This is a genomic window from Cupriavidus necator (assembly GCF_016127575.1).
In the GTDB taxonomy this organism is placed as follows: Bacteria; Pseudomonadota; Gammaproteobacteria; order Burkholderiales; family Burkholderiaceae; genus Cupriavidus; species Cupriavidus necator_D.
This window is the reverse complement of sequence record NZ_CP066018.1, coordinates 2,485,519-2,509,868: the sequence shown is the minus strand read 5'-3', so window position 1 is coordinate 2,509,868 and position 24,350 is coordinate 2,485,519. Positions and strand designations below refer to the sequence as shown.

Genomic DNA, 24,350 nt, shown 5'->3' with positions numbered 1-24,350 from the left:
AGGCAGTCCAGAGATCAGAGATCAGTAGTTGATGTCCGCGCGGCGGTTTTCGGCCCACGAGGCTTCATCATGGCCGGTGGCCTTGGGCTTTTCCTTGCCCAGGCTGACGGCCTCCATCTGGCCGTCGGGCACGCCCATCGAAGCCAGCGAGCGGCGCACGGCTTCGGCGCGCTTCTGGCCCAGCGCCAGGTTGTACTCGCTGGTGCCGCGTTCGTCGGTGTTGCCCTGGATCAGGATCTTGCGGCCCTTGTTCGAGCCCAGGTACTTGGCGTGCTCGCCCAGCATGCCCTGGTAGTCGGACTTGACCGTGTAGCTGTCGAAGTCGAAGTACACGCTGCGCTTGGCCAGCGGGCTGTTCGGATCGTTGAGCGGATCGGCGGCCGTGACCGGGGTCACTGCGCGCGGATCGGCACCGGTGCCCGCGCCGGCACCGGCTTTGGCGGTGTCGTCCAGCTTGACGCCGGAGCTGCAGGCGCCAAGGGCCAGCAGTGCGGCAACGGCAAGGGTTTTGCTCATCAGTTGGGGCATGGTGAATGACTCCTGTTATTGCATGAAAGGACCCCAGGACGGCTCGCGAACATCGCCGGACTGGAGGGACAGAACCTGCCGGGTACGCCCGTCAGTGGAAACCGCCGCCAGCACCGCGCGACCGCCCACGCGGGTGGCATAGAGAATGTACTTGCCGTTGGCGGCAAAGCTGGGCGCTTCGTCGTTGGCCGTATCGGTCAGCGACGTCACGTCGCCGTTGCTCAGGTCCTGCAGCTGCAGCTTGAAGCCGCCCGCGCGCGAGATGTACGCCAGGTACTTGCCGTCCGGCGAAACCCGCGGGCTGACGTTGTAGCTGCCCTTGAAGGTGACACGTTGCGCACCGCCACCTTCCTCGCCGGAAGCGGGCATGCGGTAGACCTGCGGCGCACCGCCGCGGTCGCTGGTGAAGTAGATGCTCTTGCCGTCCGGAGAATACTGCGGCTCGGTGTCGATGGCGCTGCTGCGCGAGAGGCGGCGGATGCCGGAACCGTCGGCATTGACCTGGTAGACCTGGGTATTGCCGTCTCGCGACAGCGCCAGCGCCAGGTGCCGGCCATCAGGCGACCACGACGGCGCGCTGTTGTTGCCCTTCTGGTTCGACACCAGGGTGCGCTTGCCGCTGGCCAGGTCGTGCACATACACCACCGGCTTCTTGGCCTCGAACGAAACATAGGCCACGCGCGCGCCGTCCGGCGACCACGACGGCGAGATGATCGGCTCGTTGCTGGTCAGCGCCACCTGCGCGTTCTGGCCATCGGAGTCGGAAATCAGCAGCTGGTAGCGGCCGCCGACCTTCGACACGTAGGACAGGCGCGTGGCAAACACGCCGCGCTCGCCGAGCAGCTTTTCATAGATGTAGTCGGCGATCTTGTGCGCGGTCACGCGCAGCTGGGACTGGTTGACGGTAAAGGCCAGCCCGCCCAGGCTCTGGCCCTTGACGGTGTCGTACAGGCGGAAGCGGACCTCATACTTGCCGCCGGCGGCCGGGGTCACGCTGCCGGCGACGAAGGCATCTGCGCCGCGCGACTTCCAGCTGCCCAGGTCGACATTGGCGGATTCCGCCACCGTGGCGCCGCCCGGATCGACATTGCGCAAGCGCCCGCTGCGCGCCAGGTCGGCGCGGATGATCGCGGTCAGGTTCTGCGGGGCCTGGGCCTCGCCCTGGAAGTTGGCGGTCGCAACCGGGATCTGGCTGGAGCCGACCCCGGAGATCTCAACGTTGAGTTGCGCGTGCGCGGCGCCGGCTGCCATCGTCATCGCCGCGGCCAGCCAGGCCATCAGCGCGCGGCGGCCGGCCAGCGGATGCCGGCCGATGGCGCGTTGGGATTCGGGTTGGGTTGCGTTGTGCCGCCTCGCGGACAGCCAGTTGGGGGCCCAAAGCTTTCGCATGCTGCTCCTCAGTCGATTTCAAGTTTCGTCGGGCACGGCAGGCAATCGGCAACACGGGCAAATGCGGCATTGCAGCGCGTGGCGCATGCCCCGTCTGCGTGCGTATCGCACACTGCCGGCCGCGTCAGGCAACCTGTCATGCTAGCGCTGGGACCAAGACCCGGCGATGAAGGTTGCATTATGTTGCAAATCATGCCGCCCAGGCCACTCAGTCCTTCGGACGGAAGGTAATGGTGAAGCTGGCCGGCGCCTTGCCGTTCTCATCACGCGGCAGCGGGTCGGAACGTTCCACCGCGCGCAGCACGGCATTATCCCAGCCCGAGTTGCCGCTGGACTTGGACAGCCGCGCCGACAGCAGCGAACCATCCGGCGCCAGCTGCACCGACACCACCGCGGTCGGGTTGCCCGGCACGTCCTCGCCAAAGACGATATTCGGCTTGACGCGGCGGCGCACGCGGTCCGCATAGCCCGGCGACGCCTTGCCACCGCCGCCGGCACCCGCGCCGGCCGTACTGCCCACGCCGCCGCCGCCCGCGCCGGAGCCGCCGGCCAGCGCCTGCAGGCGCGCCAGCTCGCTCTTGCGCTGGGCATTGGCCGCAGCCTCGCGCTTGGCCTTGGCGTCGGCATCCGCCTTGGCCTTGGCCTTGTTCTCGGCGTCAGCCTTGGCCTTGGCGTCCGCCTGGGCCTTGGCCCTGGCGTCCGCTTCCTTGCGTTCTGCTTCCTTGCGCTCGGCCTGTTCCTTGCGCTGCTGTTCCTGCTGCGCTGCCTTCTTCTTCGCGTCGTCCTTGCGCTGGGCTTCCTTGCGCTCGGCCTCGCGCTGCTCCGCTTCCTTGCGCGCGGCTTCCTTGCGTTCCGCCTCTTTGCGCTCAGCTTCCTTGCGGGCAGCCGCCTGCTTGCGCTCGGCCTCTTCACGCGCCGCCGCCTCGGCACGGCGCTTCTGGCGTTCCAGCGCGATGTCGGCGTCGTCCTCGACCTTGCTCTTCACCTCGGGCAGCGGCGGGGCCGGGCGCGGCTGCACCACCGGCTCCGGCGGCGGCGGCGGGGGCGCGGTGGCGGCCGGAATCTCTTCCCACAGCTCGGCCTCGGCGCCGACGGGGGTGCTGCTCTGCAAGCGCACGCCGTAGTACAGCACGACAGCCAGCAGCATGTGCATGAAGAGCGCGAACAGGAAGGAACGCAGGGTTCCCCGCTCCTTGACCGGCTGGTAGGGATAGGCGGCGACGGTCTTCATCAGGCGCAACGGCAATCAGATAGGCGCTTCAATGCGTCAGGAGGTCTTGGACTTGACCATCAGGCCGACGCGCTTGACGCCGTCGGCTTTCAGGATCGACATCACGTCCAGCACCGCCTCATACTTGACCGCGCGGTCGGCGGCAATCACCACCGGCTGGTCGGGATTCTCGTTCTGGCGCTGGTGCACGAAGTCGAGCAGGCCCTGCTTGTCGAGCTTGCGCTCGAAGGCATTGCCGGCGCTGTCCTTGCCGCGCGCGGTCAGCTGGCCACTCTCGTGCACGGTGACTACGATCGGCGGCGCCTTCTGCTGCGGCGTGGCGTTGGCCACGGTGGGCAGGTCGACGGTGGCGGGGCTCACGATCGGCGCCGCCACCATGAAGATGACCAGCAGCACGAGCATGACGTCGATGTACGGCACGACATTGATGTCGGCGCTGGCCCGGCGGCGCGAGCCGCCACGGCGCTGAATGGCTGCCATTGCAGGACTCCTGGAAACGCCGGCCCGGGCTTGCGCCCGGACCGTCTGGATTAGATTCGATACGTGTGCGGTTAGCGTGCCTGCCGTTGCAGGATGTTCAGGAACTCTTCCATGAAGCTCTCGAACCGGATCGCCAGGCGGTCGATCTCCGTGGCATAGCGGTTGTAGGCGATCACAGCGGGAATGGCAGCGAACAGGCCGATCGCGGTCGCCACCAGCGCCTCGGCAATACCAGGGGCCACCGATGCGAGCGTCGCCTGCTGCACATTCGACAGGCCGCGGAAAGCGTTCATGATCCCCCAGACCGTGCCGAACAGGCCGATATACGGGCTCACCGAACCCACCGACGCCAGGAACGGCAGATGCGATTCCAGCACATCCATCTCGCGCTGGTAGGCCGCGCGCATCGCGCGCCGGGCCGCATCGAGCAGCGCGCCGGCTTCGTTGCCGCGCTCGCGCGCCTTCAGGAACTCGCCCATGCCGGATTCAAAGATCCGCTCCAGCGCGCCGGTGTTGTGGCGGTTGTTGACGGCACTGTTATATAGCGCCTGCAGGTCGCCGCCGGCCCAGAAGTCGCGTTCGAACCCCTCGGTCTGGGTGCGCGCCGAGCGCAGCGCCAGGTGCTTGCGGAAGATATAGGTCCACGAAAACAGCGACATGACGAGCAACAGCGCCATGACGGCCTGTGCCAGCAGGCTGGCGTGGAGCACCAGCGTTACGATCGACATGTCTTGCGTGACGGTCACGGGATTCATCGTGCGGACTTGATGGTAGCTAGAACGGGGTCGGGAATCGGGGCGGGACGGAAAGTGCTTCGATCGACACACCCAACACGGATCGCGCCAGAGGCCAGCATCAGCTCGCCACGCCAGGCTTCCTGGGTGAACTGGACCGACGCCGGGCCGACCCGGTCGATGCGCGTGCGGATCTCGAGCTGGTCATCCAGCCGGGCGGGCGCATTGTAGTCCACTGCCGTGCTGCGGACGATAAAGACCACGCCCGCCTCGTCGGCGAGCGATTGCTGCTCGATGCCGAGCGCACGCAGCCACTCGGTGCGGGCGCGCTCGAAGAACTTCAGGTAGTTGGCGTAGAACACTACGCCGCCCGCGTCGGTGTCTTCCCAGTACACCCGCAGGGTCCAGACAAAGTTTGTCATGGCCGCAATTGTAACGGAGAGCGATAGCGGTTTCGTGTAAACCCGCATGACGACTTTGCAACAGCAAGTTGCTGGCCAGCCCTTGCCAGCGCTTGCCTGGCGGGGCCGACGGCTTGCGGCGGGCGCCCGCCTCGCGCTACACTGCGCGCAACCATTCCATCTTGCGCGACTGGCGAAGTCAGTGGGCACTACCACGAGGAAGCGCAAGTTCTCTGGCGTGACGTTCATTGCGCGTTCGCGTAGCGTTCAGCACGCCTAGGCGTGAAGTTGCTTGCGCCTGCCGCTCGCCTGGGCAGCGAATGGGAAGCAGGGTGCGCCCTGCACCGACGGTTACAAGCCGCCGGTGCTGGTCGCCGCTAGCCTTCCCCGCGCGCCCTACCCCCGATGCGTGAATCGGATTCCCTATTTTTCAGACGAGTTTCGCCATGTTCGAACGCAGCCGTTTTACGATCGACCAGATCGACCCCGAGGTCTTTGCCGCCATCCAGCAGGAGAACCAGCGTCAGGAAGACCACATCGAGCTGATCGCCTCCGAGAACTACACCTCGCCGGCCGTGATGGCCGCCCAGGGTTCGCAGCTGACCAACAAGTACGCCGAGGGCTATCCCGGCAAGCGCTACTACGGCGGTTGCGAGTACGTCGACGTCGTCGAGCAGCTGGCCATTGACCGCGTCAAGCAGCTGTTCGGCGCCGAAGCCGCCAACGTGCAACCCAACTCGGGCTCGCAGGCCAACCAGGGCGTGTACTTCGCCGTGCTCAAGCCGGGCGACACCATCATGGGCATGAGCCTGGCCGAAGGCGGCCACCTGACCCACGGCATGGCCCTGAACATGAGCGGCAAGTGGTTCAACGTGGTCAGCTACGGCCTGAACGCCCAGGAAGACATCGACTACGACGCGCTGGAAAAGCTGGCCCAGGAGAAGAAGCCCAAGCTGATCATCGCCGGCGCCTCGGCCTTCGCGCTGCGCATCGACTTCGAGCGCATCAGCAAGGTTGCCAAGTCGATCGGCGCTTACTTCATGGTCGACATGGCCCACTACGCCGGCCTGATCGCCGCGGGTGTCTACCCGAACCCGGTGCCGCACGCCGACTTCGTCACCACCACCACGCACAAGAGCCTGCGCGGCCCGCGCGGCGGCGTGATCCTGATGAAGGCCGAGCACGAGAAGGCCATCAACTCGGCGATCTTCCCCGGCATCCAGGGCGGCCCGCTGATGCACGTAATCGCCGGCAAGGCCGTCGCCTTCAAGGAAGCGCTGACGCCTGAGTTCAAGGAATACCAGCAGCAAGTGGTGAAGAACGCCGCCGTGCTGGCCGAGACCCTGATCGCGCGCGGCCTGCGCATCGTCTCGGGCCGCACCGAAAGCCACGTGATGCTGGTTGACCTGCGCGCCAAGAACATCACCGGCAAGGAAGCCGAGCGCATCCTGGGCGAGGCGCATATCACCGTCAACAAGAACGCCATCCCCAACGATCCGGAAAAGCCGTTCGTGACCTCGGGCATCCGCCTGGGCTCGCCGGCCATGACCACGCGCGGCTTCAAGGAAGAAGAAGCCCGCATCGTCGGCAACCTGATCGCCGATGTGCTGGACAACCCGCACGACGCCGCCAATATCGCCAGCGTGCGCGAGCAGGCGGCAGCCCTGACCAAGCGTTTCCCGGTCTACGGCTGATGCATCGAGGCCGCCCATGCGGATTCCGCATGAGCGGCCGGCAGCTCCGCAAGCCGGCGTCCTCGGGCACCGGCTTGCGGGCCTCGCCAACCCGCCCCGCCTCCGCAGAACGACAACACGGACAAGGCGACGGGGTTCAACTGAAGGTGGTCCGGCATGAAATGCCCCTTTTGCGGTCATTCCAATACCCAGGTACTCGACACGCGCATGTCGGAAGACGGCGATGCCGTGCGCCGGCGCCGCCGCTGCGAAGCCTGCGACCGCCGCTTCACCACCTATGAGCGGATCGAGCTGTTCTTCCCCGCCATCGTCAAGAAAAACGGCTCGCGCGTGGACTACACGCGCGCCAAGCTGAAGGATTCCATGCGCCTGGCGCTGCGCAAGCGCCCGGTCTCGGCCGAAGCCATCGACGAAGCCATCACCCGCATCGAAGAAAAACTGCTGGCACTGGGAGAGAAAGAAATCCCCAGCAGCCAGGTCGGCGAACTGGTGATGCGCGAATTGCGCAAGCTCGACAAGATCGCGTATATCCGCTTTGCTTCGGTGTACCGGAGCTTTGAGGACGTGTCGGAATTCCGCGACGTGCTGGATGAGTTTGCGGCGTCCACCCCCCGGAAGGGGTAGCAAAAGTAACAAAATCGTTGTTTAATCCCCGTTGCATTTCCGCAAGGCCCGCTGTCGCATATTAAAAGGGCCCGGGATTGCAGACCAAAAAAAGAAGTTAACGAAGTCGGACGTCTTTTGACGGGGGTCAGAATGGGTCAACGCTGCCGCGGGGCAGCCGGCTTTGCCATGCTCGAAGCATTGGTGGCAATTGTCGTTCTGGCGGTTGGCGTGCTCGGCGTCGCCAGCCTGCTGCTGAATTCATCCCGCTTCACGCAACAAGCTTCCTACGACACCACTGCCATGCAGCTGGCCACCGAGATGGCCGAGCGCATGCGTGCCAATCCGGCCGTCTCGCAAACCGGCGCGGCGGCGGAAGCCATCATCCCGAACCGCTACTTCATCGACACTGCCACCGGGCAGCCGCCCGCGCTCACGGCAGCAAACAGCCCGTACGCGATCGCCTGCCCGGGCACGGCGGCCGGGTGCGCGCAGCAACTGGCGGATTTCGATGTCGCCGAGTTCTGGGAGCGTGTCAGCACAGGCCTGCCTGGCGGACGCGCCGTGATTTGCCGGGACATGGTCGCCTACGACCAGGCCACCGGCTTCTCATGGGGATGCACGCCATCGGCCACTGGCCGCGCGGACGACGCACCGATTGTCATCAAGATCGGCTGGATCTCCCGGCTTGCCGCCAGAACCGTCGCGGCACGGGTCGACATGTCCGACATGGGCACGCGCCCCCAGGTGGTCATCGTGGCCACGCAGGGCACGGTTAACTGACATGCGGAACGCCAGGATGTATCTCAACGCCGGCCGGCATCGTCAACTGGGGCTGTCGCTGGTGGAGCTGATGGTGGCGATGACGCTGAGCCTGCTCCTGATCATGGCTGCCGCGGCGCTCTACCTGACCGGACGAGCCAACTACAACAGCATCGATGACACCACTGCGCTGGATGAGAAAGGCCGTTTTGCGGTGGATACCGTGGTTCGGATCGTGCGCCAGGCCGCGTGGAGCAACTATGCGGGCAACAGCGCCGCGGCCTCTCCCGGCGCCAGCGGGCCTCCCGCGCCCAGCCCCGGAGGCGTCATGCTCACCACCACGAGCCTGTCGCCGACCATCAGCGGCCTCGACAGCTGCGGCGCCCCCGCGCAAGATCTCGGCAATCCGGCGCAAAACCTCGCGTGTCCGGCCCAAGCGGGTGCCGTGAACAAGAGCGATGTGCTGCAGGTCCGCTTCTTCGGCTCCGGCACGCAGCAGGACCGCACCGTCCCGGACAACAGCATGATCGACTGCTCCGGCAATGGCGTCGCCGAGCCGCAGGCCTGGGAAGACGCAGACCTAGCGCGCGGCATGGCGGTCTTCTATGTCAGCAACGATGCCGGCGGCATGCCTCAGCTGATGTGCGGCTATCGTCCACGGGACGCCGCCAACAAGGAAATCCTCACGGCCGGCACGGCGTACCAGGCTGTTTCGCTGATCTCAGGCGTTGAAGTCTTCCAGGTGCTTTACGGCATGGATACGAATTTCGACCAGACCCCGGACCGCTTCCTGTCGGCCACCGAGGTGCTGGCCCTGCCCACCACCTGGCAGAACGTCGTCGCCATAAAGATTGCCATGGTGCTGATGGGCGATACCGCCAGCGCATCGCCTCAGGATCCGCCAACCTTGCGCCTGTTCGGGCGCCTGTTCCCGGGCTCGCCGGGCAACGACACATCCTTCACGCCGGCCACGCAACTGCAGCGCATGCGACGCCTGTACACCGTCACCGTACAGCTCCGGAACATGGCCACCTGCACCACCTGCTCGCCGACATGAACACCCGCACCGCGCACCCCAACCCGCGTGGCATCGCGCTGATCACCGCCCTGGTGATGCTGCTGATCATCAGCGTCATCGCCATCGCCGGTGCCCGGCTGGCCATTGGCAGCAAGCGCATGGCATCGAACCAGCGCGACCGGGACCTGGCTCAGCAAGCGGCCGAGGCAGCCTTGCTGGATGCGGAAATCGACATCCAGGGTGTTTCCGCCCCAACCAGCCGGTCGGCCATCTTCTCCGGCACCACGATGAATGTGCTGCCGTTCGTGGCGGGTTGCAATACCGGCGTGACAGGCGCCTCACCCTTCCAGGGATTGTGCGACCCGGTGCTCGACGGCACGCCGAACTGGCTTGCCGTTGACTTCAGCCAGACGGGCGCCAACGCACGCACCACCGCCTACGGCACCTTCACCGGCCGCAGGTTCCCGACCGCGACAGGCGGGCTGCTGCCTGCCGCCCTGCCGCGCTACATCATCGAGCCGATCAGCGACATGTCGCCAGGCGCGAGCGAGGGCGCATACATCTTCCGCGTCACGGCCGTCGGCTTTGGCGCTAACCCGGCGACCCGGGTCATGTTGCAGTCGTACTACCGGAAGGGGGAATGAATGGGAACGTCCATGCCTGTCGCGGAGCACGGCAAATGAGCCGGATCCGGAAATTCATTTTCGCGGCAATGGCTGCGCTTCTCAGCCTGCCCGCCGGCCTGCTGCTTGCCGCAACGGAACAGAGCAGCCTCGCGACCGTCAAGCTCGCGCAGGCGCCGCTGTACGGCCGCAACCAGAATATCCATCCCAACCTGCTGCTGACGCTCTCGGTGGAGTTCCCCACGGTGGGGGCAGCCTATCGCTCCGGCACGTATTCGCCGACCACGGAATACATTGGCTACTTCAATCCGCGCAAGTGCTACAACTACAGCGGAAGCGCCAGCAATGGCTATTTTGTCATTGCCGGCGACGCCAACACGGCCGATCACACATGCACGGGCCAGTTCAGCGGCAACTTCATGAACTGGGCCACGGCCTCGGCCATCGATATGCTGCGCTACGCGCTGACCGGGGGTGACCGCGTCGTCGACTCCGCCACACAGACCATCCTGCAACGTGCCGTGCTGCAGGAGAGTTTTTTCAACAGCAACTCCTACTTCCCCCGCAAGACCTACGACAAGGCGTCCTCGGTCACGCCTTTCAGCAGCAGGACCTTGTACATCACCTCATGTGGCAACAAGGTGTTCTTTGGGGACAGCACCGAGTCCGGCGCCAGCTGCTCGAGCCCCGGCAAGTACAGGAACCAGGGCACCTACCTGGTACGGGTGCAAGTCTGCGATGCAAGCGAAGCGAGGTCCCGCACCGATCTCTGCAAGCTGTATCGCACCGGGTACAAGCCGGTTGGCGAAATGCAGCGCAATGCAGACAAGGTCCGCTTTGGCGCGTTTGGCTACCTGAACGACAGCGCCAATACCCGTTATGGCGGTGTCTTGCGGGCGCCCCTGAAGTATGTGGGGCCGAACACCGTCGACAGCAATTTCAACCAAGCCAGCAACCTGCGCCGGGAATGGGATGACGACGGCGTATTCATCCAGAACCCCGAGAGCGCGTCAGAGAACATCAGCGGCGTCATCAATTACCTGAATCAGTTCGGGCGTTCCGGCGCCTACAAGTCATTGGATCCGGTCGGCGAACTCTACTACGAGAGCATCCGCTACCTGCAAGGCCGGCAACCAACGCCCGAAGCCATCGACAACGCCAGCGCCTACAAGGATGGATTTCCGGTCTACACACAATGGACAGACCCCATCCTTGCCAGTTGCCAGAAGAACTACGTCCTTGCCATTGCCGATATCAATACGCACTGGGACCGCTACATTCCCGGCAACACCAGGACGACCTACCTCTCCGGTGGCAAGCCGGTCTCTGCCAACGACTCGGCCCGGCCGGCGGACGCGATATCGAAATACAGCAAGTACAGCTTCGATGTCACGACCTGGACGCAGGCGGTGGCCGATCTCGAGAGTTCGGGAACATCCGGCAACAGCCGCCCCGACACCTCGCTCGCCAACCTGGCTGGCGCCGACACCGGCTCCAGCGGCCACGGCACCTACTATATGGCCGGCGTCGCGTATTGGGCCCATACCTACGGCTTCCGCCCGGATATGCCGGAATTGCGCGTCACCACGTTCAGCATCGACGTCAATGAGAACGGGAACGGCAGCGTCGGCGACGAACAGCGCCGCAGCCAGATGTACCTGGCGGCAAAATACGGCGGCTTTGACGACCAGAATGGTGATGGCAATCCGTTCCGCACCAAGGGGGCCAGCGGCGCCACCGTCACCAGCAATGCCGAATGGGAATCGTCGGGCGGATCCGACGTCCCCGCCAACTGGTTCCTGGCCGGGCAGCCGGCCGCCATGATCGCTTCCATCAAGAAGGTCTTCGCGCAAATCGTCAACGCGGCCGGCACATTGTCTGGCGTGGCACTGACCTCTTCCCAGGTGGCGAGCGACACCCTCTTGTTCACTCCCGGATTCGACCAGCGATGGAACGGGCGCCTTTCGGCACTGGCGGTGACCAATGATCCCGACACCGGCGTTCAGATCTCCAGTACCGAAACCTGGGAGGCCGGCAAGGTGCTGACTGCCCGCACCGCTGCCCGCAATCTGCTGACCTGGGTCCCGTCGGGCACGGCCGACAATGCAGGAACCGGCGCGGGTGCGGGCGCCACCTTCGAATGGAAATCCCTCAACGCCGCGCAGAAGGCCGCACTGAAGCTCGCGCCGACAGAGACTGACACCGTGGCCCAGAGCCGGCTCAGCTATCTGCGTGGCGAGCGCAGCCAGGAGCAATCCACCGGCAGCACGGGGACCATGCGCTTGCGCGACTCACTGCTGGGCGACATCGTCAACTCGGGCCCCGTCTACATGGCGGCCCCGTCCAGCACCATCGCCGAAAGCGACTACACCGCCTTCTACAAGGCCCACAGCCAGCGTACCGCCGCAGTTTACATCGGCGCCAACGATGGCATGCTCCACGCCTTCAATGCGGCCAATGGCTCTGAACTGTTTGCCTACGTGCCAAACGCAGTGTTCGCCAACCTGGTCCAGCTGACCTCGCCGAGCTATATCCATCGGCCGTACGTGGACGCCACGCCTGCCGTGGCGGAAGCCCGGGTCGGCAACGCCTGGCAGACCGTGCTGGTCTCTGGCATGGGTGGCGGCGCGCAAGGCCTCTTTGCGCTGAATGTCAGCGATCCCGCCAGCGTCGGATCCGGCAATGTCTTGTGGGAGTTCACGGACAAGGATGATGCCGACATGGGCAACGTCATGTCGCCGCCCCAGATCGTCAAGCTGTTTGCCGGCAAGGACTCCGACAACAAGCCTGTGTACAGGTGGTTTGCCATGACGGGCAACGGCCTGAATGCCAACGATGCGGATGGCGCGAGCAATCCGGCCGCGCCTTCGGTGCTGTTCATCGTGGCACTGGACAAGCCGGCCGGGACGCCGTGGCAACTGGGCGTCAATTACTGGAAGATCTCGATGGCGGCGGACGTCACCGCCGGCATTGCCAACGGGCTGAGCTCGCCGGCGCTGGTGCGGCTTACCGACGGGCAGACCGTCGCCGCCTACGCCGGCGACCTCCAGGGCCGCCTCTGGAAGTTCATCCTGAATGGCGGCCCATCCACCTGGAACGCTGCCGGGGCCCTGCCCTACTACGGCGGCGGCAACTACGGCCGGCCGCTGTTCCAGGCCCGCGATGCCAGCGGAAAGCCGCAACCGATCACGGTCCAGCCCAAATGGGTCTACGCGCCCGGCGGCTACATGGTGGTGTTCGGCACCGGGAAGTACCTGGAGCCTGCCGACACCATCACCACCGGCACGCTGACCCGGAACGCCATGTACGGCATCTACGATGCGGGAGGCTCCCAGTCGATCGCAGACCGCAGCATGCTGAACCCGGTCACCCTGACCCGTAACAGCAAGGGCGCTTACGAATATTCGTCACGCAGCTATAGCCTCGGCTCAAAGACTGGGCAGAAGGCGGGGTGGTACTTTGATTTCCCGGGCAACGGAGAACGCCAGGTCACCGCACTCGTGCCAGCCTACGGAAAGATCTGGTTCAACTCGCTGATGACCGGCGAAGATCTTTGCGGCGCCTCCAGCAACAGCGGCCGCTATCAGATCAATGCGCTGACCGGCATGCCCGCCACGGGGACATCGACCGGCGATCTCTCCACCTTCGGCATCCTGGGTGCGCCAGTGCTGATCCAGACCAAGACCACGGTCGATCCACAACGCAATGCCGTCGGCCAGATCACTACGCTGAAGTTCATCGACGTGTTCTCGTTCGGCGCATCGGGTGGCGGCCGCAGCGCAGGCGCGTCGTTGTCCAGCAGGCCGCTTGTGTCCGGCAACACAGCCACCGACGGGGGGCACCCCACCACCGGGCGCCTTGGCTGGCGCGAGATTCGCAATTTCGGAGCCGCAAAATGAAGCGCTGCCACCGTGACTGGCGTCGCCACGCCAGCGGCTTCACGCTGATGGAGATGCTGATTGCCATCGCCATCCTTGGCATCCTCGCCGGCATTGCGTATCCCAACTACGCCGAACATGTTGCCCGCGGGCGCCGCACCGAAGCCAAGGCTGCATTGATGACGGCCATGCAAGCGCTGGAGCGTCGTTACGCACAGGCCAACTCCTACGTCGACCCCGCCGACAGCACGCGCGCCTGGCGCGGCTTCCCGCAAGCCTCGGAAAGCGGCAACTACGCGATTGCATCCGGCGCGTGCGCAGGGCTGGCATTCAACGAATGCGTGCAGGTCAGCGCCACGCCCACGATCGCCGACAACCGCTGTGGCACGCTGCTGCTGCGCAGCACCGGCGAGCGCGGCGTGCTGATCAACCATGTCGCCGCCTTCGCGAACCTGCCCCAGGGATGCTGGTGATGCGCCCTCAAGCCCCCCGACCCCAGACCGGATTCACGCTGATCGAACTGCTGGTCACGCTGGTCGTGCTGGTCATCCTCGCCGGCATGGCGGCACCCGCCTACACCTCCTTCATTCAGCGCAACACGCTTGCCACTGAAGCAGACGCGCTGGCTTCGTCGCTTTCCCTGGCACGGGCCAGTGCGCTATCGCGCAATAGCTGGGTCACCGTGGCGCCCGTCAGCAATGACTGGCGCAACGGCTGGACTGTCTGCCTGAACCCAAATCGAAACGCGGACTGCACGGGCCAAGCCGTGCTGGTTCAGCATGTCCCCTCCGCCCAGGGATTGACCGTAGCATTCTCCAGCACGCCGCAGTCGGGGGTCCTCTCCTACTCGCCCGTAGGCTATACCCGCACGCTGGCAGATGCGATGCAGTCTGCCCAGGTGCTGATGGGACTGGGCACCGGCAACCAGAAGCTCATCGATATCAGCCAGTTGGGCAGGGTCCGCGTATGCGCGCCCGTGCCGACACAAGCCACGGTGTGTCAGTAGGCGAGGCTGCCTGGTCGCTGTTCCCGGGAAGACCGAAACAACATTCTGCAAATCCTCCACGCTTAGGCACGTATTCGCCTGCTCGCGACAGCTAGTCTGACGGTCCCTGCCAGTCTCGGTGACCGCCCATGCCGGATCTTCGCAAGCCAGCACATCCACCTGCCCGCCCGCGCCGCAGACCGCGTTGCGCCGGCCGCCCCGCGGGATTCGCGCTGCATGAAACGCTGTGCGCGCTGATCGTCCTTGGTGCCGGGCTGATGCCAATGATGGGGCTGGCGCCGAAGGCGCTGGCCCAGCTGCGCGAACTCGACGCGCTGGCCCGGTCCGCCCGCCTTGCCGTGGAGATGGCTGAGCTGGATACAGCGCAGCCGGCACTGCAAAGCGGGCGACCAGACCTCTGGTCGAGCCGGTGCGGGAGCAACCCGGCGTTTCCGTGCCCGGAAGATTCGCCACTGATCATGGCCGGACGGCTTGGCGGGCAGGCCGGCATACCCGCGATCGCCTTGTGGATGCACCCATGAGGCGGGACGCATCCAGGGCATTCTCGCTGGTCGAGCTGCTGGTCGGACTGATACTCGGCCTGATCGTCACCGCGGCAGCCGTTGCGGCATTCCATGCCACTCGTACCGCCTACCTCACCGCCACCGACCGCATCCTGCTCGAAGAGCGCGGCCAGCGCGCCCTGACGATCATCGCCGCGCTGCTGCGCCAGTCCGGCTGGCCGGGCGAGCCCCTTCCCGCCACCTCCTACCCTGCGCCGCCGGCCGTCAGCGGCGCCGACGACTGCGGTCAGCCTGCCATCGGTGCGGTGCCGTCCTGCGGCAGGGCTGGCGTCGGCCGCAGCGATGCGCTGCTGGTCCGCTTCAGCGGCAGCGGCCTGCCGGCTGCGCCGTCGCAGCCGGATGAAGCCATGACCGACTGCAGCGGCTACGCCGTCGCCGCGCGCGTGGCCGGTGCTGACGCGCACAGTGGCTACGTCGCAGCCAACCTGATCTATGTCGCGGCGGGCAGCGATGGCGTGCCGCAACTGCTGTGCCGCTACCCGGCACGCCGCGGTGGCGTGATCGACGGCACTGGCTGGACCTCCGGCGCGCTGGTCCGCGGCGTTGAATCACTGCAAGTGCGCTACGGCCTGGATACGGACGGCGACGGCCGGGCCGACCGCTTCGAGACGGCATCCGCGATCCACTCGCTGGATGAATCCGCCTGGCATCGCGTGGTGGCCGTGCAGATTGCCATTGCCGTGCGCGGCGAGCGCCCGGGTTCGGCAGCGGCAAGCCCGGGCAAAGACGCCGACCCACCCGGCACCGCCGCCGGCGATCTGGCGCCGGTGCCGCCGTCGCAGGCCGGCACCGCCCGCCGCGTCTTCGCCACCACGGTGCGGCTGCGCAATGCGCCACGCTGCCAGGAAACGCTGTGCTAGCCCGCCGCCTTCCATGTCGCCACAATGCAGGCGCCGTCACGCTGCTGCTCTGCGCCACGATGCTGCTGCTGGTAGTGCTGACCGCTACCGGCACGCTGCACATGCTGCTGTCCGCGCGGCAACTTGCCGTCATGCAGCTCGAACGCGAAATCGCATTCCGGGCCGCCGAGGTCGCGTTGCTTGATGCCGAGTCGGACCTGCTTGCGGCCGCCATATCGCAAGACATGATGGGGCGGCTCGGCATCTGGCCGGCACCGGGACACTGCGGCAGCGGCCAGCAGGCTGGCGTGTGCCGGCCAGCGGTGACGGGCCCACCCGTGTGGCAGCCCTGGCTGCTGGCCGACACCAGCGCGGACGCCGTCGGCGTGCCATTCGGCCGCTTCTCGGGTGCGACGCTGCCGGTGCTGCCCGCGGGTGCCGCCGGCACGCGCGAACTGCCGCGGTATGTCGCCGAGATCCTGGACGAAGCACCGTCCGGCTACAGCACTCCGGATGCCCCTTCCGCCACCACACCGGCACCACGGATCCGGATCACGGCCATCGGCTTCGGCCGCAGCCGTGCCGTACGTGCCGTGCTACAGAGCGTGATCCAGCCGTGAATCGCCTCGTTGCCGTTGCCTTCGCCTGCCTGGCCATCGCCATTGCACCAGCGTCTGCCGCCACCGGATCCGAAGCAGGCCGATTGCCGCTGGCTTACCGGACCACGGCGGGCGCGTATCCGTGGACCGGGCGCTTGTTCGCTGTCGGCTGGCAAGGACCGGCGCCAGTGCTGTCGCCTTATCTATGGGAAGCCGGCACGAGCCTCGACCATCGGCCGGTTGGATCGCGTCGCATATTCACGTCGTCAGCGCCGCCGCAGCGCGTCATCGCGCTGCAATGGGCTGCCATCGATGCCGCCTTCCGGAATACGGATAGCGCGGACATGCTGGGCCGCCTTGACCGCGCTCACCTCGAATGGCTGCGCGGCGACCGCACCGAGGCCGGCCTGCGCCAGCGCGACACGCGACTCGGCAATGCCGCAGGCGCGCGCGTGCGGGTGGTTGCGCCTCCGGCCTGGGCGCCTGGCAAACCCGGGCATGCCGGCTTTCGCGCGCGCTACAGCCTGCGCCCGCACGTCGTCTGGCTGGGCACCAACGACGGTCTGCTGCATGCGTTCAATGCCGTGACCGGCGAGGAACGCGCCGCCTATCTGCCCGGCGTGCTGTTGCCCTATGCCGCCGCCACGCCGGCGAACGACGCGCCGCTGGCGCCCGCGCCCTGCCCTCGCCCCGAAGCGCAGGATGTGACGATCCATGGCGAGTGGCGCACGGTCGTGCTGTGTGGCATCCCTGGCAGCGCCAGGACCGGCAACCCCGCAGCGGCATTCGCGCTCGACGTCTCGGATCCCGACGGTCCGATGCCCTTTGCATTGCTGTGGGAGATCGCCGCCACGGACACATTGCCACTATCCGCACGCGGCCCGGTGCGTGCCGCCGGCATTCCTGGCCAGGACGGATTGCGCTGGTACGCAGTCGTGACGCTGGCTGCCGCGACCCATGACAAGTCGGAGGCAGCGCGCTCCGGCCTTGCGCTGCTGCCATTGGACAAGCCCGCCGGGGCGGCATGGGCCGGGCAGTACGCCGTCCGCACCTTGCCATTGCCGGAACGCGACTGCCTGGGCCGGCCGGCAACCGGCAACCTGGTGGCGGCCAGCGTGCTGTCCGACATGACAGGCACGGCACGCGCTGCCTATGCGACAGACGATGCCGGCCAGCTATGGCGCTTCCCGCTCGCGGAAGCGCCTCAGCCGGGCGGTGCGCCCGCCGTGTCATGCCTCCACCGGATGCAGACGTCGGCGCAGCCGCTCATGCCCGAAGCGCCCGTGCTGCTCGGAGCGCCGACTGCGCCGGTCGTGGTCTATGGCACGGGCAACGAACTTGCAGCGGTGCCCGACCTGTCGTCCTCGCGCGGCGCCACTGCAGTCCCATTGGTGCAAGTTGTGGCGCAGGCCGTAGATGGCGGGCACATCCTGCGCGCGCAGCCAGCCGGCGCCGGCGATGCCGGCTGGCATCTGACCCTGCCCCATGCCGGCGAACAGGTGGTGGAGGTCCAGCCGGTCTTCCCCGGCCATCTGCTGTTCGTGACGCGCACGCCCGATGGCGCGCAACGCAGCTACCTGGTGCTGGCGGCGACCGGGGAATCGGTCAGCCAGAGCGGAACCGGCGAACGCCTGCACATGGCCACCGGCCAGTTGCTGGCTCCAGGCGCCAGCGTGTTCGTGACCGTTGCCGAATTGCCCGCCGCACCGGCGCAGCCGGGACGCACCGCGCGCCAGGCTTACGAGCTGTCGCTATGGGCTGTCGATGGCAACACGGTCACGCGGGTGTCGCAAACCATGGCCAGCCGGCGCACCGGGCGCCTGCGCTGGCGCGAGATCGCCGGACCGGTACGGGAGGATTTGCCATGACTACCGCGGCGCCTGCCTCCCGGCCCCGGGCCGGGTTCAGCCTGGTCGAGCTTGCGGTTGCGCTGGCCGTCCTCGCGATCCTCGCGGCCATCGCCGTGCCCGCATGGCACGGCCACCTGATGCGGGGATGGCGGGCGCAGGCGCGTACCGCGCTGACCGAGGGAATGCTGCAACTGGAGCGCCACGCCGTCGGCGCCATGACGTTTGCCACCGAACCCGGTGCCGAAGTGGCCGCCGGGGAATGGCCACTACCCGTACCGGCCACCGGCACCGTGCGTCATGTCGTGACAGCCGCGGCATGCCCGCAGGCCGGCCTGGATACCTGTGTTGAATTGCGAGCCGTCCCGCAGCGGCCCGACCCGGAGTGCGGCGTGCTGATCCTGCGCAGCACCGGACAGTGGCTGACGCTACCCGAAGGTGAAGCCGTGCCGCGGCCGCTTCCGTCCCATTGCTGAAGGCGCGATGAACAGCCACGCTCCCCGCCGCCACCATGGCCTGACTCTGGCCGAGCTGCTCGCCGGCCTGGCCATCCTGGCACTGCTGGCGGCGGCATCCTATCCGGTGTTCGGCGGCCTGCTCGCCCGGCAACAGGTCACACTGGCGGCCGACCGGCTGGCGGCATCGCTGGCGCTGGCGCGGGCCACCGCACTGGCGCGCCGCCTCGAGGTGACGCTGCAGCCGCTGCCGGGCGAGGCGACGCTGGGCCCTGGCTGGCAACTGGTCGCGGCAGACGGCGACCCGGATCGCCGCGCGGTGCTGGCCGTGGTCGAACCGGGCATGCCCTGCCTGTGGGTGACGCTGCGCCAGACCGCCCGCGGCACGAATGTGCTGAAATTCCTGCCTGTGGGATACTCTCGTTCTGAGCAGGGCGGTTTCCAGGCCGCCACTTTCACGCTCGGCTGCCGTGGCGAGCAGCGGCAAGTCAGACTGGGCGCGCAGGGACGTATCCGACTCTGCACCCCCGGCCGCGACGCTGACTGCGATGCGACGGAGTCCTCCGGACCACCATAACCCGGCAGCCCTGTATTCCAGATCGCTGCGCCAAGGCAAACGCAACCGCCGAATGTTTTCCGATACCGACCACGCCGCCATGCAACAGGCCCTCGCGCTCGCCGCGCGGGGCATGTTCATCACCACGCCCAACCCGCGCGTCGGCTGCGTGCTCGTCAAGGATGGCCAGGTCATCGGCCAGGGGTTTACCCAGCCGGCCGGACAGGACCATGCCGAGATCCAGGCGATGAAGGACGCGCTGGCGCGCGGGCTGGACCCGGCCGGCTCCACCGCCTATGTCACGCTGGAGCCGTGCAGCCATTTCGGACGCACGCCGCCGTGCGCCGATGCGCTGGTGCGCGCGGGCGTAGCGCGCGTGGTAGCGGCCATGGAGGATCCCAACCCGTCGGTATCCGGGCGCGGCCTGCAGCGGTTGCGCGAGGCCGGCGTGGACGTGCGCTGCGGCCTGCTGGAGAAGGAAGCGCGCGACCTGAATATCGGCTTCGTCTCGCGCATGACGCGCGGGCTGCCGTGGGTGCGCATCAAGGTGGCGGCATCGATGGATGGTGGCACCGCGCTGCATGACGGCACCAGCCAGTGGATCACCGGCCAGGCCGCGCGCGACGACGGCCATGCCTGGCGCGCACGTGCGTGCGCGATCCTCACCGGCATCGGCACCGTGCGCGACGACAACCCCGCGCTGACGGTGCGGGCCATCGCCACGCCGCGCCAGCCCCAGCGGGTGCTGGTCGATTCGCGGCTGGAGGTCCCGCTGGACGCGCAGATCCTGACGCCGGACACCGGCCAGTTCGCCAAGCCGGTGCTGGTGTTCTGCGCGGTGGAGGACCGCGAACGCCAGCGCGCACTGGAAGGCCGCGGCGCCGAAGTCGTGGTCCTGTCCAACCCGCACGGCAAGGTCGAGTTGCGCCGAATGCTGGAAGAACTCGGCCGGCGCGGCATCAATGAGCTGCACGTGGAAGCCGGCTTCAAGCTCAACGGTTCGCTGGTGCGCGAGCATTGCGCCGACGAACTGCTGATCTACCTCGCACCCAAGCTGCTGGGCGATGCCCAGGGCATGTTCAACCTGCCGCCGCTGGCGCGGCTGCAGGACGCCGCACAGTTCCGCTGGCATGAGATCCGGCAGATCGGCGACGACCTGCGCCTGATTGCCCGGCGCAACGACGCGTAGCGCGCCACCCATCGGCACCGCGTATCCAGATTCCAAATACCCAAAGCAGAAGACACCACCATGTTTACAGGCATTGTCGCGGCAGTCGGCCGCATTGATTCCGTAACCCCGCTGGGCGCCGCCGATGCCGGCGTGCGCTTGCATATCGCCGCGGGCGGGCTGGACCTGTCGGACGTCATCATCGGCGACAGCATTGCCATCCAGGGCGCCTGCATGACCGTGATCGCCATGGCGCCCGACAGTTTCGACGTCGAGGTCTCGCGCGAGTCGCTGGACAAGACCGTGGGGCTGGAGAGCACCGGCCGCGTCAACCTGGAAAAGGCACTGCGCCTGGCCGACCGCCTGGGCGGCCACCTGGTGTCCGGGCACGTCGACGGCCTGGGCGAAGTCGTGCACTTCGCGCCGGTGGGCGAATCGCATGAACTGCGCATCCGCGCTCCGCGCGAGCTGGCACGCTACCTGGCCTACAAGGGCTCGGTCGTGGTCAACGGGGTGTCGCTGACCGTCAACCGCGTCAATGACGAAGCCGACGGCTGCGTGTTCTCCATCAACCTGATCCCCCACACCGTGGAAGTCACCACGCTGCAGGAACTCAAGCCGGGCGCGCGCGTGAACCTGGAGATCGACCTGATCGCCCGCTATGTGGAGCGGATGCTGTCGACCGCGCAGGCCCCCGCGTAATCCCGCGGGCTACCTGCCCTCGTCAGGCACGTTATAGGTCTCGCGCAGCTTGTCGGTGAAGGGACGCAGCGCTTCCACGCATGCGCTGCTGTTGCCGCCCTCCATCGTGGACAGGCTCCAGTTGCAGCCGCCGGCGTCCGGCGCGTGCCAGACCACATCGCCAAAGCATGCGCCTTCGCAGGCGGCGAACTTCGACTGCTCGGCGCGTACCAGGGCACGCAGTTCAGCCTTGTTCTTGATCTGCCTCGACATGGTTGTCTCCCTTTGTTGTACAAAGTCCGCGGGCGCGATCGGGCTGCCGCCCTGATTTGAAGTCCGAACCGCCGCTTGCCAGCGCGGCGGCATTCAGGGCGGGGCGTGCCCTTTTGTCCCGAGCATACGCTGACAAACCCCTCCTGTGGCAATTTGCTTGTACCGCCGGCCCCCTGGGAGGCGCGCCGCGCGGGGCCTGGCAGCTTTGTTGTAAGTCAGCTGGTGCCTGCAGCGCCCGAGGCCTAGAATGGTTAAGCAGCGCTTGCAGTCCATGTATGCCCACAGGCGCTCGCCACTCGTTCCCGGGCCTCCCCCCTCGACAACGTCTAGCACCGGTGACTGCTGAAGTCACTCACGGGGACCACCTGGACCTTCATGCTCCCCTGCCCGCCGCGCCGCGCGCTCGTCCGCGAGCTGGCGCTCCCGCCGTTTCTTTCAACTGCCGGCCGGATTGTTGCCCGGCGCCCATGAAGGAACTCACTGTGCCCGACCCCACCGCCAGAATCCTGTATCAGCGACTTCCGGCCACGCGCCTGCTGCGTGACCGGCATCCCACTGCGCCGATGCGCGCGCGCCTGGGCTTTGTGCGCCTGGCCGCGACCCACCTGCACCGTGCCGCCACGCTGCTGATCGACTGGGACCAGGCCGTGGGCAACGGATGGCCGCGGCTGCAGCCGCCGTCCTCCCCCCTGGCGAAGACATTCCGGCGCCCAGGCGCCCGGCGTTTCGCAGGCTTTCCGTGGTCCAGCGGCAAATGGACCTGACACCAAGCGAGGCATGACCATGCTCACCCTGTTGTATTTCCGGCTGAACGACATTGCCGCGGCAAGGCGCGCGCACGCGCAGCTTGGCGAGCTGGCCGCGACTCCCGCACGCATCGACGGGCCATGGTTCTTCCAGCGCGACGACCAGCCGGCCGAAGGCCTGCCCTCGCCCCACGCGGCACAGGTCACCTATCGCAATGAAGTCGCGGCAGCCGGCATGGCCGCCGGCGCAGTGCTGGTGGCCTGGCTCGTGTTCCGCTACGGCACGCCGGTCAACGCGGCCACGGGCTTCATGGCCTACCTCGGCGGCATGGCGCTGGGCGCCGTGATCGGCCGGTGGCTGGGCAGCGTGATCGGCGCCGGGATCATGCGCGCCGGCCTGAGGCGGCAGAAGCGGCAAATGACCGCAGGCCAGCTGATGATGATCTGCGCGTGCGACCCGCACGCAAAGGGGCGGCTCTGCGAGATCGCCCAGGATGCCGGCGCCGCCGCCATCGACCCACGGGATGGCCGGCTGCCCCTGCGCGGCTGGCTGACAGACCGCCACTGGCCCGCATGGCTTGCAGGCCATGGCCAGCGCGCTGTCCCACACAGGAAACAAGCATGAGCGAGAGTTTTTTCTATCAGCATTGCCACGTTGTCGTGACACTGGCCGAGGTCACCTTCGGCAAGTGGGAATGGACCTATGCGCTGGATGCGCATGCCAGGTTCACCAAACCCAACGCCGGCTTCCTCACGCGCGAGCTCGCGCTGGCTGACGCGACCCGCGCGGCCAGGGCGCGCATCGCCAGGACCTCGCGGCTGCGCGCCGCAGGCCACGACCGCACCGCGCTGGCCGCCGCCGCATAGCCCCGGCCGAGCCAGGCGCCGGCACCCTGCCGGCAACGGGGCGGCCCATGCAGCACCGCGCTCCCCACCCGCTTCAGGCAGGCGCCGCACTTTCCGGCGCCGTCGCCTCACGCCTTGCCTGCCTTGGCGTACAATACCCGGCTTGACTGGGCAACCTGCCGGGCGTATATGGCCTGGCCGGCCCGGCCCGACGCCCCGCCTCAGTCCGGCCGCTTTCAACCGCGGCCATGTTTCCTGCCCCAGCTATTCGCCGGTTTTTCGCTCGATTCGCCCCAATTTGCCGTTCAGCACGCCATGAAAATCGCCCGTACCGAAGACATCATTGCCGACATCCGCGCCGGCCGCATGGTCATCCTCGTCGATGAGGAAGACCGCGAGAATGAAGGCGATCTGGTGCTGGCTGCCGATTTCGTCACACCGGAAGCGATCAACTTCATGGCCAAGCACGGCCGCGGGCTGATCTGCCTGACCCTGACCGCCGAGCGCTGCCGCCAGCTGGACCTGCACCCGATGGTCAGCCGCAACGGCACCCAGCACGGCACCAACTTCACCGTGTCGATCGAGGCTGCCGAGGGCGTGACCACCGGCATTTCCGCCGCCGACCGCGCCCGCACCGTGCAGGCCGCCGTCGCCCGCGACGCCAGGCCGGCCGACCTGGTCCAGCCCGGCCATATCTTCCCGCTGACGGCCCAGCCCGGCGGCGTGCTGATCCGCGCCGGCCATACCGAGGCCGGCTGCGACCTGGGCGCGCTGGCAGGCCTGACGCCGGCGGCCGTGATCTGCGAGATCATGAAGGACGACGGCACCATGGCGCGCCTGCCGGACCTGATCGAGTTCGCGCAGGAACATGACCTGAAGATCGGCACCATTGCCGACCTGATCCACTACCGCAGCCGCACCGAGAGCATTATCGAGCGTGTGGGCGAGCGCGCCATGCAGACGCCCTACGGCACCTTCCACAGCATCGCCTACCGCGACAAGCCCACCGGCCAGGCGCACCTGGCGCTGGTCAAGGGTTCGCCCGCGCCGGACCAGGAAACGCTGGTGCGCGTGCACGAGCCCTTCTCGGTGCTGGACCTGCTGGAAGTGAAGTGCACCACGCATTCCTGGAGCATTCCGGCGGCAATGAAAGCCATCGCCGAGGCCGACAGCGGCGTGATCGTGCTGCTTAACTGCGGCGACTCGGCCGACCAGCTGTTCACGCAGTTCAGCGCGCTGGACGCGCCGCAGTCGCGCCCGCGCCGCAAGCCGGACCTGCGCACCTACGGCATGGGCGCGCAGATCCTGAAGGATGTTGGCGTGGGCAGGATGCGCGTGCTGGCGTCGCCGCAGCGCATGCCCAGCATGACCGGCTTCGACCTCGAGGTCACCGGCTACCAACCCATGAACGGCCAGGCCGACTGAGCCTG

27 protein-coding genes and 1 riboswitch are annotated in these 24,350 nt (G+C 67.1%); of the genes, 20 read left to right on the top strand and 7 right to left on the bottom strand.

All coding sequences use genetic code 11. The features are described from left to right. Positions 1-21 precede the first annotated feature (21 nt). The 6 genes from pal to ybgC form a co-directional block, all read right to left on the bottom strand. Positions 22-528: a peptidoglycan-associated lipoprotein Pal gene (pal, locus tag I6H87_RS11705; protein WP_010813736.1), complete on the bottom strand. Its 507-nt coding sequence runs from the start codon at positions 526-528 to the stop codon at positions 22-24. 15 nt (positions 529-543) lie between these two features. Further along, a complete protein-coding gene (gene tolB, locus I6H87_RS11700; RefSeq protein ID WP_010813737.1) occupies positions 544-1,917 on the bottom strand; it encodes a Tol-Pal system beta propeller repeat protein TolB in 1,374 nt (457 codons plus the stop codon). Between the two features lie 208 nt (positions 1,918-2,125). Next, positions 2,126-3,148, bottom strand: a complete 1,023-nt coding sequence (gene tolA / locus I6H87_RS11695; RefSeq protein ID WP_051398490.1) for a cell envelope integrity protein TolA — start codon at positions 3,146-3,148, stop codon at positions 2,126-2,128. Positions 3,149-3,184: 36 nt separating this feature from the next. Next, positions 3,185-3,628: a protein TolR gene (tolR, locus tag I6H87_RS11690; RefSeq protein ID WP_010813739.1), complete on the bottom strand. Its 444-nt coding sequence runs from the start codon at positions 3,626-3,628 to the stop codon at positions 3,185-3,187. A gap of 71 nt (positions 3,629-3,699) precedes the next feature. Beyond that, positions 3,700-4,383 carry a protein TolQ gene (gene tolQ, locus I6H87_RS11685; protein ID WP_011615851.1) on the bottom strand — a complete coding sequence of 228 codons (684 nt, stop codon included), beginning with the start codon at positions 4,381-4,383 and terminating at the stop codon, positions 3,700-3,702. Next, complete coding sequence (gene ybgC / locus I6H87_RS11680) at positions 4,380-4,784, bottom strand: tol-pal system-associated acyl-CoA thioesterase (protein WP_010813741.1); 405 nt, start codon at positions 4,782-4,784, stop codon at positions 4,380-4,382. Before ybgC ends, tolQ begins: the two co-directional genes overlap by 4 nt. 155 nt (positions 4,785-4,939) lie before the next feature. Next, positions 4,940-5,085, top strand: a riboswitch (ZMP/ZTP riboswitch). Positions 5,086-5,209: 124 nt separating this feature from the next. Between ybgC and glyA the strand changes: the two genes are divergently transcribed. The 16 genes from glyA (at position 5,210) to I6H87_RS11600 (ending at position 21,076) form a co-directional block, all read left to right on the top strand. After that, a complete protein-coding gene (glyA, locus tag I6H87_RS11675; RefSeq protein WP_010813742.1) occupies positions 5,210-6,457 on the top strand; it encodes a serine hydroxymethyltransferase in 1,248 nt (415 codons plus the stop codon). A 156-nt stretch (positions 6,458-6,613) separates the two neighbouring features. After that, entirely contained in the window at positions 6,614-7,081 is a 468-nt protein-coding gene (nrdR, locus tag I6H87_RS11670) for a transcriptional regulator NrdR (protein WP_010813743.1), read from the top strand. A gap of 168 nt (positions 7,082-7,249) precedes the next feature. Beyond that, positions 7,250-7,843: a type IV pilus modification protein PilV gene (gene pilV / locus I6H87_RS11665; protein WP_010813744.1), complete on the top strand. Its 594-nt coding sequence runs from the start codon at positions 7,250-7,252 to the stop codon at positions 7,841-7,843. A gap of 16 nt (positions 7,844-7,859) precedes the next feature. After that, positions 7,860-8,879: a PilW family protein gene (locus I6H87_RS11660; protein WP_010813745.1), complete on the top strand. Its 1,020-nt coding sequence runs from the start codon at positions 7,860-7,862 to the stop codon at positions 8,877-8,879. Next, positions 8,876-9,484 carry a pilus assembly PilX family protein gene (locus I6H87_RS11655; protein ID WP_011615853.1) on the top strand — a complete coding sequence of 203 codons (609 nt, stop codon included), beginning with the start codon at positions 8,876-8,878 and terminating at the stop codon, positions 9,482-9,484. The genes I6H87_RS11660 and I6H87_RS11655 overlap by 4 nt, the downstream gene beginning before the upstream one ends. 35 nt (positions 9,485-9,519) lie before the next feature. Further along, a complete protein-coding gene (locus tag I6H87_RS11650; RefSeq protein WP_011615854.1) occupies positions 9,520-13,362 on the top strand; it encodes a pilus assembly protein in 3,843 nt (1,280 codons plus the stop codon). Further along, positions 13,359-13,814, top strand: a complete 456-nt coding sequence (locus I6H87_RS11645) for a type IV pilin protein (protein WP_011615855.1) — start codon at positions 13,359-13,361, stop codon at positions 13,812-13,814. Before I6H87_RS11650 ends, I6H87_RS11645 begins: the two co-directional genes overlap by 4 nt. Then, positions 13,805-14,347, top strand: a complete 543-nt coding sequence (locus I6H87_RS11640) for a GspH/FimT family pseudopilin (RefSeq protein WP_010813749.1) — start codon at positions 13,805-13,807, stop codon at positions 14,345-14,347. The genes I6H87_RS11645 and I6H87_RS11640 overlap by 10 nt, the downstream gene beginning before the upstream one ends. A 128-nt stretch (positions 14,348-14,475) precedes the next feature. After that, complete coding sequence (locus tag I6H87_RS11635) at positions 14,476-14,868, top strand: type IV pilus modification PilV family protein (RefSeq protein ID WP_011615857.1); 393 nt, start codon at positions 14,476-14,478, stop codon at positions 14,866-14,868. Beyond that, complete coding sequence (locus tag I6H87_RS11630; RefSeq protein WP_011615858.1) at positions 14,865-15,770, top strand: PilW family protein; 906 nt, start codon at positions 14,865-14,867, stop codon at positions 15,768-15,770. The genes I6H87_RS11635 and I6H87_RS11630 overlap by 4 nt, the downstream gene beginning before the upstream one ends. Beyond that, a complete protein-coding gene (locus I6H87_RS11625) occupies positions 15,764-16,369 on the top strand; it encodes a pilus assembly protein (protein WP_011615859.1) in 606 nt (201 codons plus the stop codon). Before I6H87_RS11630 ends, I6H87_RS11625 begins: the two co-directional genes overlap by 7 nt. Beyond that, positions 16,366-18,216: a pilus assembly protein gene (locus I6H87_RS11620; protein WP_011615860.1), complete on the top strand. Its 1,851-nt coding sequence runs from the start codon at positions 16,366-16,368 to the stop codon at positions 18,214-18,216. The genes I6H87_RS11625 and I6H87_RS11620 overlap by 4 nt, the downstream gene beginning before the upstream one ends. Continuing rightward, positions 18,213-18,671, top strand: a complete 459-nt coding sequence (locus I6H87_RS11615; protein WP_010813754.1) for a type IV pilin protein — start codon at positions 18,213-18,215, stop codon at positions 18,669-18,671. The genes I6H87_RS11620 and I6H87_RS11615 overlap by 4 nt, the downstream gene beginning before the upstream one ends. Positions 18,672-18,678: 7 nt before the next feature. After that, a complete protein-coding gene (locus I6H87_RS11610) occupies positions 18,679-19,227 on the top strand; it encodes a GspH/FimT family pseudopilin (protein WP_010813755.1) in 549 nt (182 codons plus the stop codon). Between the two features lie 52 nt (positions 19,228-19,279). Further along, the gene (gene ribD / locus I6H87_RS11605) at positions 19,280-20,395 is read left to right on the top strand and encodes a bifunctional diaminohydroxyphosphoribosylaminopyrimidine deaminase/5-amino-6-(5-phosphoribosylamino)uracil reductase RibD (RefSeq protein WP_011615861.1); all 1,116 of its coding nucleotides are present in this window, start codon (positions 19,280-19,282) and stop codon (positions 20,393-20,395) included. A gap of 60 nt (positions 20,396-20,455) precedes the next feature. Beyond that, positions 20,456-21,076, top strand: a complete 621-nt coding sequence (locus I6H87_RS11600; RefSeq protein WP_010813757.1) for a riboflavin synthase — start codon at positions 20,456-20,458, stop codon at positions 21,074-21,076. Positions 21,077-21,085: 9 nt separating this feature from the next. On the opposite strand, the gene I6H87_RS11595 is transcribed toward I6H87_RS11600, so the two are convergent. Further along, positions 21,086-21,328: a hypothetical protein gene (locus tag I6H87_RS11595; protein WP_010813758.1), complete on the bottom strand. Its 243-nt coding sequence runs from the start codon at positions 21,326-21,328 to the stop codon at positions 21,086-21,088. A 467-nt stretch (positions 21,329-21,795) separates the two neighbouring features. Here I6H87_RS11595 and I6H87_RS11590 point away from each other — a divergent pair, with 467 nt between their 5' ends. From I6H87_RS11590 to ribBA, 4 genes are all read left to right on the top strand, one after another. Next, the gene (locus I6H87_RS11590) at positions 21,796-22,092 is read left to right on the top strand and encodes a hypothetical protein (RefSeq protein ID WP_010813759.1); all 297 of its coding nucleotides are present in this window, start codon (positions 21,796-21,798) and stop codon (positions 22,090-22,092) included. Between the two features lie 13 nt (positions 22,093-22,105). Then, entirely contained in the window at positions 22,106-22,699 is a 594-nt protein-coding gene (locus tag I6H87_RS11585) for a hypothetical protein (protein WP_231881361.1), read from the top strand. Continuing rightward, positions 22,696-22,941, top strand: a complete 246-nt coding sequence (locus I6H87_RS11580; RefSeq protein WP_010813761.1) for a hypothetical protein — start codon at positions 22,696-22,698, stop codon at positions 22,939-22,941. Before I6H87_RS11585 ends, I6H87_RS11580 begins: the two co-directional genes overlap by 4 nt. A gap of 294 nt (positions 22,942-23,235) precedes the next feature. Then, positions 23,236-24,345: a bifunctional 3,4-dihydroxy-2-butanone-4-phosphate synthase/GTP cyclohydrolase II gene (ribBA, locus tag I6H87_RS11575; protein WP_010813762.1), complete on the top strand. Its 1,110-nt coding sequence runs from the start codon at positions 23,236-23,238 to the stop codon at positions 24,343-24,345. Positions 24,346-24,350 lie beyond the last annotated feature (5 nt).

Excerpts from the sequence above, each read along its gene's own strand:
- pal (WP_010813736.1), bottom strand. The coding sequence starts at position 528 with ATGCCCCAACTGATGAGCAAAACCCTTGCCGTTGCCGCACTGCTGGCC.
- tolB (WP_010813737.1), bottom strand. The coding sequence starts at position 1,917 with ATGCGAAAGCTTTGGGCCCCCAACTGGCTGTCCGCGAGGCGGCACAAC.
- tolA (WP_051398490.1), bottom strand. The coding sequence starts at position 3,148 with ATGAAGACCGTCGCCGCCTATCCCTACCAGCCGGTCAAGGAGCGGGGA.
- tolR (WP_010813739.1), bottom strand. The coding sequence starts at position 3,628 with ATGGCAGCCATTCAGCGCCGTGGCGGCTCGCGCCGCCGGGCCAGCGCC.
- tolQ (WP_011615851.1), bottom strand. The coding sequence starts at position 4,383 with ATGAATCCCGTGACCGTCACGCAAGACATGTCGATCGTAACGCTGGTG.
- ybgC (WP_010813741.1), bottom strand. The coding sequence starts at position 4,784 with ATGACAAACTTTGTCTGGACCCTGCGGGTGTACTGGGAAGACACCGAC.
- glyA (WP_010813742.1), top strand. The coding sequence starts at position 5,210 with ATGTTCGAACGCAGCCGTTTTACGATCGACCAGATCGACCCCGAGGTC.
- nrdR (WP_010813743.1), top strand. The coding sequence starts at position 6,614 with ATGAAATGCCCCTTTTGCGGTCATTCCAATACCCAGGTACTCGACACG.
- pilV (WP_010813744.1), top strand. The coding sequence starts at position 7,250 with ATGCTCGAAGCATTGGTGGCAATTGTCGTTCTGGCGGTTGGCGTGCTC.
- I6H87_RS11660 (WP_010813745.1), top strand. The coding sequence starts at position 7,860 with ATGTATCTCAACGCCGGCCGGCATCGTCAACTGGGGCTGTCGCTGGTG.
- I6H87_RS11655 (WP_011615853.1), top strand. The coding sequence starts at position 8,876 with ATGAACACCCGCACCGCGCACCCCAACCCGCGTGGCATCGCGCTGATC.
- I6H87_RS11650 (WP_011615854.1), top strand. The coding sequence starts at position 9,520 with ATGAGCCGGATCCGGAAATTCATTTTCGCGGCAATGGCTGCGCTTCTC.
- I6H87_RS11645 (WP_011615855.1), top strand. The coding sequence starts at position 13,359 with ATGAAGCGCTGCCACCGTGACTGGCGTCGCCACGCCAGCGGCTTCACG.
- I6H87_RS11640 (WP_010813749.1), top strand. The coding sequence starts at position 13,805 with ATGCTGGTGATGCGCCCTCAAGCCCCCCGACCCCAGACCGGATTCACG.
- I6H87_RS11635 (WP_011615857.1), top strand. The coding sequence starts at position 14,476 with ATGCCGGATCTTCGCAAGCCAGCACATCCACCTGCCCGCCCGCGCCGC.
- I6H87_RS11630 (WP_011615858.1), top strand. The coding sequence starts at position 14,865 with ATGAGGCGGGACGCATCCAGGGCATTCTCGCTGGTCGAGCTGCTGGTC.
- I6H87_RS11615 (WP_010813754.1), top strand. The coding sequence starts at position 18,213 with ATGACTACCGCGGCGCCTGCCTCCCGGCCCCGGGCCGGGTTCAGCCTG.
- I6H87_RS11610 (WP_010813755.1), top strand. The coding sequence starts at position 18,679 with ATGAACAGCCACGCTCCCCGCCGCCACCATGGCCTGACTCTGGCCGAG.
- ribD (WP_011615861.1), top strand. The coding sequence starts at position 19,280 with ATGTTTTCCGATACCGACCACGCCGCCATGCAACAGGCCCTCGCGCTC.
- I6H87_RS11600 (WP_010813757.1), top strand. The coding sequence starts at position 20,456 with ATGTTTACAGGCATTGTCGCGGCAGTCGGCCGCATTGATTCCGTAACC.
- I6H87_RS11595 (WP_010813758.1), bottom strand. The coding sequence starts at position 21,328 with ATGTCGAGGCAGATCAAGAACAAGGCTGAACTGCGTGCCCTGGTACGC.
- I6H87_RS11590 (WP_010813759.1), top strand. The coding sequence starts at position 21,796 with ATGAAGGAACTCACTGTGCCCGACCCCACCGCCAGAATCCTGTATCAG.
- I6H87_RS11585 (WP_231881361.1), top strand. The coding sequence starts at position 22,106 with ATGACCATGCTCACCCTGTTGTATTTCCGGCTGAACGACATTGCCGCG.
- I6H87_RS11580 (WP_010813761.1), top strand. The coding sequence starts at position 22,696 with ATGAGCGAGAGTTTTTTCTATCAGCATTGCCACGTTGTCGTGACACTG.
- ribBA (WP_010813762.1), top strand. The coding sequence starts at position 23,236 with ATGAAAATCGCCCGTACCGAAGACATCATTGCCGACATCCGCGCCGGC.